Origin of the sequence: Aeromonas sobria, assembly GCF_006243315.1 — a bacterium.
GTDB classification, from domain to species: Bacteria; Pseudomonadota; Gammaproteobacteria; order Enterobacterales; family Aeromonadaceae; genus Aeromonas; species Aeromonas sobria_A.
The window spans coordinates 175,264-191,599 of the sequence record NZ_NKWE01000023.1 but is presented as its reverse complement, the minus strand read 5'-3'; the positions used below and the strand labels follow the sequence as shown (position 1 = coordinate 191,599).

Annotated in this window: 13 protein-coding genes and 1 pseudogene; 6 read left to right on the top strand and 8 right to left on the bottom strand. The window is 57.4% G+C overall.

Features of this window, described 5'->3' with window-relative positions; translation table 11 throughout:
* Positions 1-92 precede the first annotated feature (92 nt).
* From fabV to CF137_RS08000, 5 genes are all read right to left on the bottom strand, one after another.
* Positions 93-1,286: an enoyl-ACP reductase FabV gene (gene fabV, locus CF137_RS08020; RefSeq protein WP_139718627.1), complete on the bottom strand. Its 1,194-nt coding sequence runs from the start codon at positions 1,284-1,286 to the stop codon at positions 93-95.
* 150 nt (positions 1,287-1,436) lie between these two features.
* Positions 1,437-2,024, bottom strand: coding sequence for a histidine phosphatase family protein (locus CF137_RS08015; protein ID WP_139718626.1), 588 nt, complete (start codon positions 2,022-2,024; stop codon positions 1,437-1,439).
* 153 nt (positions 2,025-2,177) lie between these two features.
* Positions 2,178-2,831 (bottom strand): helix-turn-helix transcriptional regulator, encoded by a 654-nt coding sequence (locus tag CF137_RS08010; RefSeq protein WP_101324306.1) that lies wholly within the window; start codon positions 2,829-2,831, stop codon positions 2,178-2,180.
* A gap of 78 nt (positions 2,832-2,909) precedes the next feature.
* The gene (locus CF137_RS08005; protein ID WP_139718625.1) at positions 2,910-4,199 is read right to left on the bottom strand and encodes an L-cysteine desulfidase family protein; all 1,290 of its coding nucleotides are present in this window, start codon (positions 4,197-4,199) and stop codon (positions 2,910-2,912) included.
* A gap of 22 nt (positions 4,200-4,221) precedes the next feature.
* Positions 4,222-4,605, bottom strand: a complete 384-nt coding sequence (locus tag CF137_RS08000; RefSeq protein ID WP_139718624.1) for a Rid family detoxifying hydrolase — start codon at positions 4,603-4,605, stop codon at positions 4,222-4,224.
* Between the two features lie 249 nt (positions 4,606-4,854).
* On the opposite strand from CF137_RS08000, the gene CF137_RS07995 reads away from it, so the two are divergent.
* From CF137_RS07995 to CF137_RS07980, 4 genes and pseudogenes are all read left to right on the top strand, one after another.
* The gene (locus CF137_RS07995; RefSeq protein WP_204787362.1) at positions 4,855-6,150 is read left to right on the top strand and encodes an SLC5/6 family protein; all 1,296 of its coding nucleotides are present in this window, start codon (positions 4,855-4,857) and stop codon (positions 6,148-6,150) included.
* A 222-nt stretch (positions 6,151-6,372) separates the two neighbouring features.
* Complete coding sequence (locus CF137_RS07990) at positions 6,373-8,379, top strand: methyl-accepting chemotaxis protein (RefSeq protein WP_139718623.1); 2,007 nt, start codon at positions 6,373-6,375, stop codon at positions 8,377-8,379.
* Between the two features lie 261 nt (positions 8,380-8,640).
* Entirely contained in the window at positions 8,641-8,913 is a 273-nt protein-coding gene (locus tag CF137_RS07985; RefSeq protein ID WP_139718622.1) for a hypothetical protein, read from the top strand.
* Positions 8,914-9,001: 88 nt separating this feature from the next.
* Positions 9,002-10,032 (top strand): annotated as a pseudogene (locus CF137_RS07980) (IS630 family transposase).
* Positions 10,033-10,167: 135 nt separating this feature from the next.
* Here CF137_RS07980 and CF137_RS07975 read toward each other — a convergent pair.
* Positions 10,168-10,323: a hypothetical protein gene (locus tag CF137_RS07975; protein WP_414731096.1), complete on the bottom strand. Its 156-nt coding sequence runs from the start codon at positions 10,321-10,323 to the stop codon at positions 10,168-10,170.
* 181 nt (positions 10,324-10,504) lie between these two features.
* Here CF137_RS07975 and CF137_RS07970 point away from each other — a divergent pair, with 181 nt between their 5' ends.
* Positions 10,505-11,653 (top strand): LPS O-antigen chain length determinant protein WzzB, encoded by a 1,149-nt coding sequence (locus CF137_RS07970; protein ID WP_139718620.1) that lies wholly within the window; start codon positions 10,505-10,507, stop codon positions 11,651-11,653.
* A gap of 115 nt (positions 11,654-11,768) precedes the next feature.
* Here the strand turns inward: CF137_RS07970 and speA are convergent, their stop codons facing one another.
* On the bottom strand, positions 11,769-13,673 hold the full coding sequence (gene speA / locus CF137_RS07965; protein ID WP_139718619.1) for a biosynthetic arginine decarboxylase: 1,905 nt from the start codon (positions 13,671-13,673) through the stop codon (positions 11,769-11,771).
* 957 nt (positions 13,674-14,630) lie between these two features.
* On the opposite strand from speA, the gene pepT reads away from it, so the two are divergent.
* The gene (pepT, locus tag CF137_RS07955) at positions 14,631-15,854 is read left to right on the top strand and encodes a peptidase T (RefSeq protein ID WP_139718618.1); all 1,224 of its coding nucleotides are present in this window, start codon (positions 14,631-14,633) and stop codon (positions 15,852-15,854) included.
* Between the two features lie 151 nt (positions 15,855-16,005).
* On the opposite strand, the gene CF137_RS07950 is transcribed toward pepT, so the two are convergent.
* Positions 16,006-16,314, bottom strand: a complete 309-nt coding sequence (locus CF137_RS07950; protein ID WP_019445942.1) for an Rdx family protein — start codon at positions 16,312-16,314, stop codon at positions 16,006-16,008.
* Between the last annotated feature and the right edge of the window lie 22 nt (positions 16,315-16,336).

The window sequence follows — 16,336 nt, the reverse complement described above, 5'->3', positions numbered from 1 at the left end:
AAAAGCCCCCTCTTTTTCCAAAGAGGGGGCTTTAGCAATCCCGGGGCCCCTCTTTGGAACAAGAAGGAGCCCTGTTTTCGCTTACGTCAGGATCAGAGCTCGACCACGTCGAATTTCACGTCCGGATTCACATCCGCATCGTAATCAACCTCATCCAGCCCGAAACCAAACAGGCCGAGGAAGGTCTGCTTGTAGCCGGTGTAGTCGGTCAGCTCGGAGAGATTCTCGCTGGTAATGGAGGGCCACAGATCGCGGCAGGTCTGCTGCACATCTTCGCGCAGTTCCCAGTCATCCATGCGGATGCGCGCCTGCTCGTCCAGCGCCATATCGGAAGCGTAGAGACGGGTGCGCATCATGCGGTCCACCTGCTCCATGCAGCCCTCGTGAATGCCCTTCTCCTTCATGATCTTGAAGGCCATGGAGATATAGAGCGGCATCACCGGAATGGCGGAAGAGGCCTGGGTCACCACGGATTTCAGCACGGCCACGTGAGCGGTGCCGCCCTTGGCTGCCAGATCGCCACGGATAGCGGTGGCGGCGCGGTCCAGATCTTCCTTGGCGCGCCCCAGGGTGCCGTGCCAGTAGATTGGCCAGGTCAGATCGGTGCCGATGTAGGAGTAAGCCACCGACTTGGCGCCGTCAGCCAGCACCCCTGCATCACGCAGGGCAGCCATCCACAGCTCCCAATCCTGACCGCCCATCACTGTGATGGTGTTCTGGATCTCTTCCTCATTCGCCGGCTCGACGGTGGCGGTGATGATCTGATCCTTGTTGGTATCGATGGCGGTGGTGGTGTAGGTCTCGCCGATAGGTTTCAGGGCAGAGCGCACCACTTCACCGGTCTCCGGCATTTTACGCACCGGAGAGGCCAGGGAGTAGACCACCAGATCAATCTGACCCAGATCCTGCTTGATAAGCTCGATCACCTTGGCACGGCACTCGTTGGAGAAGGCATCGCCGTTGACGCTCTTGGCGTAGAGGCTCGCCTCTTTGGCGGCCTTGTCGAAGGCGGCGGAGTTGTACCAGCCAGCGGTGCCGGTCTTGGACTCGGTGCCCGCTTTTTCAAAGAAGACGCCGAGGGTGGCGGCGCCGCTACCGAAGGCAGCCGCAATCCGGGAGGCCAGGCCATAACCGGTGGAAGCGCCGATCACCAGCACCTTCTTGGGACCATTCTCGATGGTGCCTTTGGCCTGGGTATAAGCGATCTGGCGACGAACATTGGCTTCACAACCGACCGGATGAGTGGTGGTGCAGATAAAGCCGCGAACCTTGGGTTTGATGATCATATGGGGTCTCGGATCCGTTTAATGGATGAAATCGGGGCATAAGATACCTCATCTTGCCGCGATAAGGTGCTCTGATGTGTTGAACTGCGGCAAAATGGGCATCCGAAGGTGGCCATCATAGTCCATGCCATGGTGCCTACCTTACGGCAACTAGCAGGCAATGCGGGTGATATGACCATCTTGCAGCTTATAGAAGGCATCTTGCGGCAACTCTTGTGACCAGGTCGCCTCATAGTCGAGATCGGCGTAGACGCCGCGCAGCATGGCGCCGAGCAAACCGTGGGAGATGACGATGGTCCGCTCGGCGAGCGTTGGATCCAGCAACCACTGGTGTGCCCGGCGCTGAATGCTCTCGAAACTCTCTGCCCCCGGCGCTTGCAGATACCAGTCCCCCCTGCCGGTATCGAGCTCGGGGTGGGCAAGCCGCAGTTCCGGGATCTGGCAGCTCTCCCACTCCCCCATTCCCAGCTCCATCAAGCGATCGTCCCAGACGATGCGATCCGCCGCCAGCCCCAGCTGCTCGCACACCAGCAGCGCAGTCTGGCGAGCACGCCCGAGCGGGCTGGCATACACAGTCCAGCGGGCAGGATCCGCCAGCTCGTCGGCCAGCCGCTGTCCCATGGCGATGGCTTGCGCCTCGCCCTTGTCGGTCAGATCGGAGTTACAACGCCCCTGCAGACGCTGCTCGGCATTGAATCGGGTCTGGCCGTGGCGCAGCAGATAGATGAGTCGAGACATGGTTTCTCCAGCACATTCAGATAGATAGAAAAATGAAGGGGGACGATGATAGCAGATAGGCAAGTGTGATGACGCAAACAGGGTGGCACCAACGGGCGTAAAAACGGGTCACTGCTGACCCGTTTGCTACCAGAGTGGCCGGATTGAACCGGCTCAGCCGTTCTTGATCTCCCGCAGATAGCGGTAGATGGAGTGAACCGAGATGCCGAGCTGGCGCGCGGCGATCTGGGCACTGTCTTTAAGCTCGAAGATCCCCATGTCGTGCAGCTGGTTGACGATGATCCGGGTCTTCTGGGACGGCGGCACCGCCTCGTTGCCACGCACCTCGGCACTGACGGTGTCGATGGTGCTGTTGAGCGCTTCGTCGATGTTACGGGCGAACACCTCAGGTGTGGCATGGCTCTCGTGGGGATGCATGCACTCCGGCATCATGGTCCGCAGCACGGATTGCAACGGGGCATCCATGTCGCTATTGATGCAGAGCAGCCCGATTGCCTGATGCTCACTATTGCGAATGACAGTGGTCAGGGATCGCAGCGTCTTGCCGGTGGCACACTTGGTCATGTAGGGGCTGGAAATATCCTGCCCGCTCTTGAGCTTCATCATCGCCAGATTGGTGATGGGGGCGCCGACACTGCGGCCAGTGATATGACCATTGGCAATCTTGATGATCGAGGGATTGCGCCCATCCAGACTGTGGAGCAGCACCTCGGTGTGCTGGCCATACATGGCGGCGATGCCATCCACTATGTTCTCCATCGACCGGAGGATCTCAAAATCGCTCGCACTCAACTCTTGCAGCTTCACAATGGGACCTTCTTGCAAGGGCTGCTGCACATGGCTTGTATGGGCGGTTATAGGGCCGTGCAGCAGCCGACAGGGACATCAGGCGGACATGATATCAATAATGGTGGTATCTGTGGCAGACATGCCGTCCTTCACCATCTGGCCGACGTTGCGGATGGTTTGATCCACATTGTCGGAGACGATCCCCTGCCCCGATACCGAGTGGCTGTTGAGGGCCATCAGGAAGCCGCGCACCGCCGCACCTGAAGAGGTACTCACCTTCATGGCGCAGGAGGCTTTCGCCCCGTCGCACACCATACCGGCACTGTCGCTCAACACGTTCTGGATGGCGAAGCTGGATTGCTCGAAGCTGCCGCCCGCCAGATAGACCATGGCCATGGAGGCCGCCGCGCTGGTCACGGTATTGCCACAGAAGGCCGACAGCGGTGGATAGTGGGACTTGATATAGATGGCACCCAGATGGCTCATGATCAGAGCGCGGGCCAGCTGCTCTTCGCTGGCACCGTAACGCTCAGCAATCACCATCACCGGGATGGTGGCGGCAATACCCTGGTTGCCGCTGCCGAAGTTGCTCATGGCAGGCAGGGTGGCGCCCCCCATGCGGGCATCGGAGGCGGCGGCCGTCATCATCACGATGCGGTTCATCACATCCTCACCAATAAGGCCAGCCTGAATATTCTGCTGCATGGTACGGCCAATCTGCAGACCGTAGGGGTTGTTCATCCCCTCGGCGGAGAGCTTGCCGTTGAGCACAGAGGCTTGGAGAATGAACTTGATCTGCTCGAACTCCACCTGGGTGGCGAACTCATAGATGGCGGCGATGCTGATATCGACCCCGTCACAGATGGCACCGGTGGCACCACCCTGGCTCTGATCAGCGGCGAAGGTTATTTCGCCATCGCGGCGCTGCTCGACGATACGGGTATGACCACCGCACAGGGTCACGTCGGCGCTGTGCTCCTCCCCTTGCTCATCAACACCAAACACGGTCACGCGGCAGAAGATAAACTCGGGGGCGGCGGTGCGGCTCACCTGCACATTTCCGGCATCGATCAGCAGTTGGGCACGGTCCACCTGATCGGGCTCAATGGCAGCCAGTACCTCCAGTCCGCCATCGGCGTTGCCACCGATGGCGCCGGCGGCGGCCGCGATGGCCAGACCAATCTTGCCGGTGCCCGGCACATAGACACCCATCGAGTTTTTGTAGAGATTATCCGACACCACAACTTCGAGGCGGCGGGGTTCACAGCCCAACTGCCGGGCGGCGACAGCCGCGGCATAGGCGGCGGCGATTGGCTCGGTACAACCCAGCGCCGGTTTGACAACCTGTTGAATAATCTGCAGATACTGCTGCCACGCTTGTTTCATCTCTGGAACCTTTTTTTCAGCATTAACGAGCGATATGGGCGATCGCTTCCACTTCAACCTTGACGCCCATCGGCAGATCCTTCACTGCGAAGCAGCTGCGCGCCGGACAATCTTTCTGGAAATAGGCTTTATAGACCTCGTTGAACGCGGCAAAATCGCTGATCTCGGCCAGGTAGCAGGTGGTTTTGAGCACGGTATCGAGCGAGCCGCCCGCGGCTTCCAGCACGAATTTCAGGTTCTCCAACGACTGGCGAGTCTGAGCAGCAATGCCCCCTTCCACCACGCCACCTTGCTGCTTGCAGACCGGCAGCTGGCCGGAGGTAAAGATGAGATCGCCATAGGCGGTGCCGTGGCTGTAAGGGCCGATAGCGTCAGGTGCCGCTGCTGCTGTGATGATGCTTTTCATTTTACCACTCCAATGCATGCAATTTTTTTTGCAGTTATGAATCTAATTTCTTGCAACATTATTTGCTTTTTATTTTATTCATTCAACAAAAATATACAAGATGGGGTCAGAAAGCATCTTCAGGTCTCAAAACAAACCGTGATCACCGTCCATATTTCAACAAAAGTACCGTTCAGGGCATTGTGTGCAAACCAATAATGCAACTATATTTGCGCCGCCCTCACTTACCCCTATAAAAAGAAGGTTTTAATGGACGCACATAGCACCACACTCACCAGCCCAACTATGGGTACCCTGGAATGGAAAGAAGCGGTTCGCTTCGACAGCACCGACTGGGGCTGGATTATCATGAGCATCGGCATGGCCATCGGCGCGGGGATCGTCTTCCTGCCGGTACAGGTGGGTCTGATGGGTTTGTGGGTCTTTTTGCTCTCAGCGGTGATCGGCTACCCGGCCATGTATATGTTCCAGCGCCTCTTTATCAACACCCTGGCCACCTCGCCAGAGTGCAAGGATTACCCCAGCGTCATCACCGGTTACCTCGGCAAAAACTGGGGCATGCTGCTCGGCGCCCTCTATTTTGTGATGCTGGTGATCTGGGTCTTTGTCTACTCCACAGCCATCACCAATGACAGCGCCTCCTTCTTGCAAAGCTTCGGCGTCACCGACGGTCTGATCTCGGACAATCCCTTCTATGGTCTGGTGCTGATCTGCGGTCTGGTGGCGCTGGCCTCCCGTGGCGAGAACCTGCTGTTCAAGATCTCCACCTTTATGGTGCTGACCAAGATCAGCGTGGTAGCCGTGCTCGGCCTGATGATGGTGGACAAGTGGGATGCGGCCAACATCACCGCCATGCCTGCTGCCGGTGACTGGATGAAGGATGCCATCATCATGCTGCCCTTCACCCTCACCTCCATCCTCTTTATCCAGAGCCTGAGCCCCATGGTGATCTCCTACCGCTCCCGGGAGAAGTCGCTGGAAGTGGCCCGCTTCAAGGCGATGCGCGCCATGAATATCGCCTTCGGCATCCTGTTCGTGGTGGTGTTCTTCTACGCGGTCTCCTTCACCCTGGCCATGGGCCACGATCAGGCGGTCAAAGCCTCTGAAGAGAACATCTCCGCGCTGGCCATGGTAGCCCAGGGGATGCCCGGCCAGACCCTCAAGCTGCTCAGCCTGACCCTCAACATCTTCGCGGTGATGACCGCCTACTTCGGCGTTTACCTCGGTTTCCGTGAAGCCTGTCAGGGACTGGCGATGAACCTGCTGCGCCGGGTGATGCCGGAAAACCGCATCAACCGGGATCTGGTGGGCAAAGGCATCATGGTCTTTACCGTCATGCTCTCCTGGGGTGCCATCGTGCTCAACGCACCGGTACTGAGCTTCACCTCCATCTGCAGCCCCATCTTCGGCATGGTCGGTTGCCTGATCCCGGCCTATCTGGTCTATCAGGTACCGGCACTGCACAAGTACAAGGGCACGTCCCTTTACATCATCATCGTCACCGGCCTGCTGCTCTGTGTCTCGCCCTTCCTGGCGTTCAACTGATCGACTGCAAGCGGATATCCTCTTATCGACCACGGGTCACCTTCGGGTGGCCCGTTTTCTATTGCTATCAATAGCGGAACAGATGGCTCGTCCTGCTTCCCCCACAGAGACAAAAAGCCAAGGGGATCACAACTTGCAATCGAGCCTCACCCAAGGGGGAACCGCTCAGAGTACTATTCAGGCAGCACCCATCACGCCCGCACTCAGGTATCGAGGCTTAACATGAAATGGATTTTCAACCCCGCCATCCGGCTGGGCAATCAGCTCTCCTTCAAATACAAATTTCTGCTCTGGTCCTGCCTGATGCTGCTGCCGCTGGCCTACAGCATGGCCAATCTGCTGGGGCGGCTACAGGATGACAGCGAGCAGGCCAACCGGGAGCTGGCGGGGGTGGTCAATCTCGCCCCCCTTCCCGCCATCGAGCAAGCCCTGCTCATCCATCGCAATCTGGTGACCCGCCACGCCTATGAGGTGGATCCGGTCGGTGACGATCAGGTCAAGGCGGCCGCGCAAGCGGTGGATCAGAGCCTGCAAGCCTTTGCCGACACCCGCCAGAACAACCCCTCCTTTGATGCCCTCAAGCAGGGCTGGGCCGCCCTGCAGAGTGAAGTGGGCAAGCTGGAGGTGGAGCAGAGCAACCTGCGCCACGACAAGCTGCTGACCGGGGTGCGCCACCTCTACAAGCACATCACCGCCTCCAGCAGCCTGATTCAGGATCCGGCGCTCGGCACTTACTACATGGTGATCCTCTCCAGCGAGCGGTTGCCACAGCTGCGCGACCTGCTGGCTCAGGTGCGGGATCGCGCCGCCACCATCGCCGACTTCGGCCTGTTTCAGGCAGAGGGCTACAGCGGCCTGCGTTTTCGTCTCGACCTTATCAATGCCACCCTGCAGGAGCTGGAAGCTGACCTGACCCTGCTCTACCAGATCGAACCGGCCTACCGCGCCGAGCTGGGCCAGCAGACCGATGCCCTGATACAGCTGGTGCGTCAGGGGGTCGATACCATGGAAAACAAGATGATGAAAGATCAGCTGGTGCAGCTCTCCACCAAGGAGGTGCAGGCACTGGGGGATAACATGGATGGTGCTATCACTGCACTGGCAGGCCATGTGCGCCAACGGCTGGAGGCCGATCTGCACCAGCGACTGGTGGCCAACCAACACCACTTCTGGTGGGTCACCGCGCCGCTGACTGCCAGCTTACTGCTCTACCTCTACCTGATGATCGGCGCCTATCTCTCCCTGCGCGAAACCGTGGGGCGGGTGCGCGATATTGCCGCCCGGGTCAACGCCCGGGATCTCAGCCAGCATATCGAGATCGTCGGTCAGGACGAGCTGGCCGCCATCAGCCGGGATTACAACGTAACCCTGGAAACCCTGCGCACCCTGATGCTGCGGGTGCGGGAGAATGGCGTCACCGTGGTGGAGAGCGCCACCGACATCGAAGCGCGCACCTGCCGCTCGCAGGAGGTGATTGCCGATCAGCAAGGGGAGACCCATCAGGTCGCCACCGCCATCAAGGAGCTGGCCGCCACCTCACAAGACATGGCGGGCAACGCCCTGCAAGCCGCCCGCATGACGCAGGAGGCACAAAACGTGGTCGGTCAGGGCGAGGATGTGGTGGAGCGCACCATCAAGGCCATCGACCATATCAACCGCGAGGTGCTGCGTACCGCCGACACCATAGGTCAGCTGGAGCAGCAGTGTAGCCAGATTGGCGGCGTCATCAGCGTGATCCGCGGTATCGCCGAACAGACCAACCTGCTGGCCCTCAACGCCGCCATCGAAGCGGCCCGAGCCGGTGAGCAAGGCCGTGGCTTTGCAGTGGTGGCCGATGAGGTGCGCTCCCTGGCCAACCGTACCCAGGGGGCCACCGTCGAGATCCAGAAGATGATTGAACAGTTGCAATCCGGTGCCCGCGCCTCGGTCACTGCCATGTCGGCGGCCAGCCATGAAGCGCAGGAGGGGGTCGGTCTGGCGCAGGAGGCGAAACAGGCCTTTGGCGCCATCACCGAGAAGGTGGATCGGATGGTCGATACCAACGCCATCATCGCCAGCGCCATCGAGCAGCAAGGGGCCGTGGTCAACGAGATCGAACGCAACGTGGTGCGGATCTCCGATGGCAGCGACGAGGCGCTGCAGGTGGCCAACGCCGCCCGCGATGCCGCCCGCCAGATCCACCAACTCACCGAACAGCTGCGCGCCATGGTGCAGAGCTTCGTGCTGTGACCCCGCGCTGACAAGCCGGGCTCAACGTGAGCCCGGCATTATCCTGGTCTCGCATCTCCCCACAACATCTCGGTTAAACGGATAATCCAGAAAATCTCTGCTCCCACTTGCCGGGCAAACGCCAACAAAGTAGTCTCGAACGAAAACAAAATGCGGTATTTCCGACGCGCACTGCCTGCGATGTCGAGGCAAGCCGCCTGCCAGCCACAGATAAAACCAGCGTCACTTCATCTATCACCCGCTTCAGGCAAGGATTTACCCATGGCCAGATACCAGTTTTTTACCGTTCCGGCGTCCAATCGGCAGCAATACACCTTTATCGACATGGCTTCCCCGACTTTTCTGAGTGAAAAGGCGGCACTGCTGACCCAAGGATTCGAGGTGGAGGAGGACTTTATTGACGCCACCAGCCCGCGAGAGGCCGTCGAGAAGTACCAATCCAATTTTCTCTATGTGGCGGACGAGATAGGCAAGTCCGATAGCACCTACGCCGCGGCCGTCGCCATGCTGGAGCTAAATTGCTGTTCCGAATAGTAGATCACCGGAGGAAGGGAACTCAGTCCAGTTTGTGCGATCTCATTAGTCGCCAAACAAAACAAGCCACACCCAAAGGACTGAGTTGATGCCTATCCTACCACCCCTGCCACGGTCACAACGGCGCCGCATTCACAAAATCATCCATGCCACGCGTGATACAGGACATGCTCGTCGCTTGATGGCCATCTTGCTGTTACATGAAGGACGTACGGTCACCGATGTTCATCACCTTACCGGCGCTGCGCGCTCGACCATCGGTCGTTGGCTTCGGTGGTATCGAGATGAAGGCATAGATGCGCTAGAAGCCTTACCGGCTGGCCGTGCCCCAGTTTTACCTATCGCTAAGATGGTCACCTTACTGGTGCTGCTCATGCAGTTTTCTCCGCAAGATTTTGGTTATCAGCGCAGCCGTTGGTGTACCGAACTATTGGCTATCAAAATCAATCGGTTAACAGGGCTCAATGTGGCCGCCTCCACACTTCGTCGATGGTTACCTCGTATGGGGATTGTCTGGCGCAGGCCCGTGCCGACCTTGCGGATAAAAGACCCGGCCTATCAGGAGAAAATGGCGAATATCGACGCCACGCTGGCCCGTTGTAATGCCGACAATCCGGTGTTTTATGAGGATGAAGTCGATATAGACCTCAATCCCAAATTAGGGGCCGACTGGATGTTCAGAGCGCAGCAAAAGCGAGTTGTCACACCGGGGCAGAATGCAAAGCATTACCTGGCAGGCGTTCTCCATGCAGGCAACGGAAGGGTACTTTACGTCAGCGGGATAAAGAAAAACTCATCGCTGTTTATCGCCATGCGGGAAAAGCTGCGCCACCACTACCGACGAGCCAAAACCATCACGCTGATCCTCGATAACTACATCATTCACAAAAGCAAACAGACCGAGCGATGGTTGAAGAAGAACCCCAAGTTCTGCCTGGTATTCCAGCCAGTTTACAGTCCTTGGGTTAATCACATCGAACGGCTGTGGCACAAGTTACATGAAACCATCACGCGCAATCATCAATGCAGAGGGATGGCCAACCTGCTGGCTCGAGTGAAATACTTCATGGATACCGTGTCTCCTTCCCCGGGAATGGCTATGGCACAGCGAAGGTGTAGCACTATTAGGATCAGTTATTTAGGCAAGGGGCTACTGGGCAATAAAACCTGCTGAAATAAGGTGCAGCGGTGAAAAATGGTGGCCATAGTGGCAACGCGCCCGATGGCCATATGGCCAGAAGTCAATTCGGTGATTCACAAGCGCCCCAGCTGCTGGAGCATCTCAATCAGCTCCTCTTCGCTGCTCGGCTCATAGGCCAGCTGAAGGCTCGGCGCAGCGCCCCCCATCAGCAGGTAGACGTTGGTGCTGCAGTGGTCGTAGTGATACCACTTACCGTCGATACAGATCATGTCAACATTACATTTATTTACCATTTTCATGGCCATTCAATACACCATATAAACAAGAAACATAACTAACCCAAAGAATACACAAAAACACTCTAAATATGAGTGCACATATTAACTTCATAGCATGAGAGTATGCCCAGCTGCGCTAGTTTATAAACAAATAGATGAACGCAGGTCTTAAATGCGTTATAAAAGATACCTGCGACAAATTCAGACCAATAAAACCATGCTCAACCAAATTAACAAAACAAACAACTACGGGATAATTGGCAGGCAAGATGATGAGATCAATCTTTTGGAGTTGTTCACGCAACTGTGGAAGAAAAAGTCGAAAATTTTACTCGCGACCTTTATTTTTGGTGGCATAGGTGTGTTGTATGCAGTACTCGCACCGGAGCAATGGACCGCTCATGCGACTATTTATCAACCCAAGCAACTCGACACTCTGGAACTTGATAGGCTGAGGGCTAAGCTCAATTTATTGGGGCTGAGTGGTGTTAAGAATAACGACTCCATCTATAACGAATTTTTGTTGGAATTCAAGTCTTACAACAACATTAGAAATTACTTACAGAGCACTACACCATTCAAAGAATATGTGGCCAAGAATAACTTGAATGACCAGCAACAGCTGCTGCTGAGACAGTGGTCAAAATGGATGCAACTTACTCCTGAAGACAAAAAAGGGGAAGAACCTGGCGTCCATCTCTCTTTTTCTTTCTTTAACAAGGAAGATTCCCTCTCCATACTGACGGGGTATATTGACTATATCGTTCGGTTACAAGGCCAAGAGCAGCTCAATATTCTAGAGAACAATCGACAAAGCCAGATCAACACGCTTAAATTGGAAATAAGGCTGAAAACCGAAGATGCACAGCGCTCCTTATCCAGAGAGATAGACAGCATCGAATACAGTATGAGCATTGCCAAAGCAGCCAAAGTGAACAAACCATTGGTAAATTTCAACTACGGTGACCGCTTCCCAATCACCCTTGGTCAGGATGCATTGGCTCGAAAGTTAAACATTCTCAAGTCGCTGAAGATCGAAGAATATCAGCCAGGGATAATGGATCTGAATGCACAACTCGCCCGGCTGAAGAGCATCAATCTTGGTAAACTAACACTCAGCCCATTCACTTATCTGGATACCCCAAGCACACCACTTAGCCGTGATAAACCCAAGCGTCCGCTGATCGTCATCCTTGCTGCCATGCTGGGAGGAATGTTGGGTATTACACTGGTGCTGCTTCAACATGCAATTCAGCAACGCTGCAATAAAACCGAAACGGAGCATGATTTCCACCAATCCCTGTTGGCCAATGCCAGCTGAGAATGTCGAGCAGACACATCCCTCTCCTCTCTCCTTAATTTTTAGATAGCAGTAAAACGGCGCCCGAAGGCGCCGTTTTTTCATCCCCGCAACTGCGGAAGCACAAGCCAGAGACTTACTCTTCGTCTTCCAGATAGGCGTAGCCTTGCAGACCCAGCTCCAGCTCGTCGAGCAGGGCTTTGCGGGTGGCCTCGTCCAGCGCCGGATGGGCGGAGATCCGCTGATAGCTCTCGCGGATCACTGACGGGTCGATGTTGACGTAACGCAGCAGTTGGTCGACGGTGTCGCCGCGCACTATGTTGCGAATGTCCATCTTGCCTTCGTCATCCAGCCACACTTCGGCGCAGTGGGTATCACCGAACAGGTTGTGCAGATCCCCCAGGATCTCCTGATAGGCACCAACCAGGAAGAAGCCGACGTGGCACACTTCGTTCTCGGCGTACTCCGGCATCGGCAGGGTGCTCTCGACCCCCAGACCGTCGACGTAGTGCTCCACCTGACCGTCGGAGTCGCAGGTGATGTCCATCAGGATGCCACGACGAGTGAGCGGACGCTCAAGCCCGGTCAGCGGCATCACCGGGAACACCTGGCCGATACCCCAGGCATCTGGCAGGGACTGGAACAGGGAGAAGTTGGCAAAGCACTTGTCCGCCAGCTTTTCACTCAGTTCGTCCGCCAGCGCACGGTGGTTGCGGTTGACCGGGTTGAGCAGCTCTTTGAGCGCCAGACAGGTGTTCTGGTGCAGCATCTCGGCCCAGGCTCGCTGCTCAAGGTTGAGCAGGCCCATGGTGTACTGGGTGTTCACATCACCGAGATCGGCCACCGAGTCGTGGAAGATCTCCAGCAGGGAGGGATCTTCGCTGCGCAGATCCAGCCAACCTTTCCACATATTCTGCAAAATGGTGGGAGCATCTTCGTCCGGCGCGCTGATATCGCTCATCTCCACCCCTTCGGCACCAATCAGATTGGTGACCAGCACGGCGTGGTGGGCGGTCAGGGCACGGCCGGACTCGCTGATAATGGTGGGGTGCGGCAGATCGAACTCGCGGCAAACATCGCCGATGCCCCACACCACGTTGTTGGCGTACTCGGAGAGGCTGTAGTTGGCGGAGCAGTGGCTCTGGGAACGAGTGCCCTCATAGTCCACACCCAAACCACCGCCGACATCGACCACATCGATGGGCACACCCAGACGACGCAATTCGGAATAGAAGCGGCCGCACTCGCGGATCCCACCCTGAATGTCGCGGATGTTGGCGATCTGGGAGCCCAGATGGAAGTGCAGCAGTTGCAGGCAATCCAGCTTGTTCAGGCTGCGCAGACGCTCGACCAGCGCCAGGATCTGGGAGGCTGATAGGCCGAATTTCGACATGGAGCCGCCGCTCGATTCCCACATGCCGGAGCCGGTGGAGGCAAGCTTGGCGCGCACCCCGATATTGGGCTTGATGTTGAGGCGAGCTGACTCGTCCAGCACCATCTCAAGCTCGGAGGGCTTCTCTACCACTATGTAGACCTTGTGGCCCATCAGATTGCCGAGCAGGGCATGGCGAATATATTCGCGGTCTTTGTAACCGTTACAGACGATCACCGATCCTTGATCATGGTGATGGGACAGCACGGCCAGCAGTTCCGGTTTGGACCCAGCTTCCAGGCCAAGCCGGGGCTTGTCGCTGTAGGACTGGCTGATGGTCTCGATGACGCGACGCTGCTGGTTTACCTTGATCGGGTAAACGCACAGGTACTCCCCTTGATAGCCTGACTTCTCGATGGCCTGACCAAAGGCGTTGAACAGTGCATCGACCCGGCTCTTGAGGATGTCGGGGAAACGCAGCAACACGGGGGTAGTCAGCCCGGATTGACGCAGCTGTTCGATGGCATCAGAGATGACAATATGTGCATCAGGGCGCGACTTGTCGGGAGCAACGGTCACCTGACCGGCGTCATTGATATTGAAAAAACCCGCACCCCAGTAGGGAACGTTGTAGACCTTCAAGGAGTCCTTGCTGGACCAGTTAGTCATGGGCTATGCCTCGCAAATGAGCGACCAGAAGTCGCCTTCGTTACCCTCTATCACATCCAGACCCTCTTTCTTTACATCGTGGCAAGCCAACGCTGTCTGGTGGATTTTGGGAAGTAACGAGTCTTGATGTGGGGCTGGTGGCTTTACATCAAGCTCAACGGTATGCGGTGCCACCTTAAACGGGGCGCCGCGGTACTTTGATGACAGACGACATCAGCCACGCCGTCAGTTCATCATTCGGCAGCCATCACGACAGAAGGAGAGGGTTTCAAGGAAGAGAAGCGAAGACGCCAGCACGCATGCGTGTTGATAGACGACAACAACCACAGCCCAGCTCACATCAAGTGACCACCCATGACAAGGGAAGATGATGAGCCATTGGCCCACTCGGTCAAATGAACGATGAGAGTCTGTTGCTCTCCCTGATACCGGAGCCTAACCGGTATTAAAGAAACCATGCCCAGCAGTGTCTGTCGTTTCTGCGTGCCTCGCCCTATAGGCGTATGATCGGTCGGGTATCTGGCGGCGCTGCCTGCTTCAGAGTTGCCCTTGGATCGGCGCGGAGTGTACACACTTACCGCAGGCAGTGACAATAAAAAAGAGTGCTCAAAATCCCCTTTTAACCAAGGGATGAAATCTTGCTGGCGGGCAGGCGGGCTCTGGGGTGGCACTGGTTATGCGATGCGGCTATTTCCCCTTGAAAAGTGTGTTAAAACGACACGGCAAGGCTGACGCCTTGCTGTGCGGTGGCTGGGGGGAATTTCACCCCCACCACAAGCGCCTAAATATCGCGATAACGCCACATTTTATGCGCACCGGCACGCCACGGGTACCCGACAGCCATTCGGCGCACCGCCGCGCTGTGCGTCAAAAAATGGGAAAAACCTGCGCTGACGCAATGAGTGGCCGACACGGATTGGCCACAATGACCGCTCACAACCGGTTAGAGGCTGACTAATGGATACCCTGCTTGAGCGTTTTCTGCGTTACGTGACTTTTCATACCCGCTCCGATGAGACCAATCCTGCCTGCCCCAGCAGCGAAGGCCAGCTGATCTTTGCCCGTGCCCTGCAAGGGGAGATGGACGCACTGGGGCTGACCCAGGTCACCCTGGATGAGCACGGCTACCTCACCGGCTGCCTGCCGGGCAACCAGCCGGACGCCCCCGCCATCGGCCTGATTGCCCACATGGATACCGCTGACTATGAGGCGGAGCAGGTGGTGCCCCAGCTCATTGAAAATTATCAGGGCGGTGACATCTGCCTTGGCAAGGGTGACGAGGTGCTCGCCATCCGTGACTACCGTTTCCTGAAAAACTATCTGGGTCAGGATCTCATCACCACCGACGGCACTACCCTGCTGGGCGCCGATGACAAGGCGGGCATCGCCGAGATCCTCACCGCCATCGACCATCTGCAGGCTCACCCCGAGATCCCGCGCGGCGATATCTGGGTCGGCTTCACCCCGGATGAAGAGATCGGCCGCGGCGCCAACCTGTTCCCGCTCGATCGTTTCCCGGCCAAGTGGGCCTATACCGTCGATGGCGGCGAACTGGGGGAGTTGGAGTATGAAAACTTCAACGCCGCCAGCGCCAACCTGCGTTTTGTCGGCAACAACGTCCACCCCGGCACCGCCAAGGGCAGCATGATTAACAGCCAGACCCTGGCCGCCCGCTTCCACGCCGCCATGCCCGCCGAACAGACCCCAGAGTGCACCGAAGGGTACGAGGGCTTCTTCCATCTGGCCCAAATGAGCGGCACCGTGGAGGAGAGCACTCTGCACTACATCATCCGTGACTTCGACGACCAGCGTTTCGCTGCGCGCAAAGCCGAGATAGAGAGCCGGGTCGCCGCCATGCAGGCCGAGTATCCCAAGGCCCGCATCGAGCTGACCCTGACCGACAGCTACCGCAACATGCGCAGCCAGATTGAGCCGCACATGCATATCGTCGAGCTGGCGCGCGCCGCCATGGAGGCCGCCGACGTGGTGCCGAAGATCAAGCCCATTCGCGGCGGTACCGATGGCGCCCGCCTCTCCTTTATGGGTCTGCCCTGCCCCAACCTCTTCACCGGTGGCCACAACTTCCACGGCAAGCACGAGTTCATCCCGCTGCAATCCATGGAAAAATCGGTCGCCACCCTGATAGAGCTGGTGCGCCTGACCGCCGCTTGGCGCGCATAAGATTATTGCCACTCTGGATGTGGCTATCCGGGCAAACCGCCCGGATAGCCCATCCCCACAAGCGGGAAACTAAAAGGAGAGGGAGGCCATCGCCTCCCTCTCCTTTTTCTATATTGCTGGCAACCTTTACGGGCGATATACCAAGTTGACGCTACTCGGCCGCCTTGCGATCCGAGTGGCCGAGATCCCGTTCCGGTGCGATAACATCGCGCACCCGCTGTTTGATCTCCTTGGCCTCGGGGAAGCCGTCATCAACCACCCGATCCCACACCTGCACCCCGCCCACCAGAATGCGGAACTCCCCCTTGCTGGCCGGCACCAGCGCCACCTCCCCCAGATCGCTGTCGAAGGTGGAGAGCAGCTCCTGCGCCAGCCAGGCGGCGCGCAACATCCAGCGACAGAGGGTGCAGTAGCGGATTTCGATGCGGGGTTTGCTGATCAGGGTTTCAGACTCGGTCATGAGTGACTCCATAAAAAAAGCG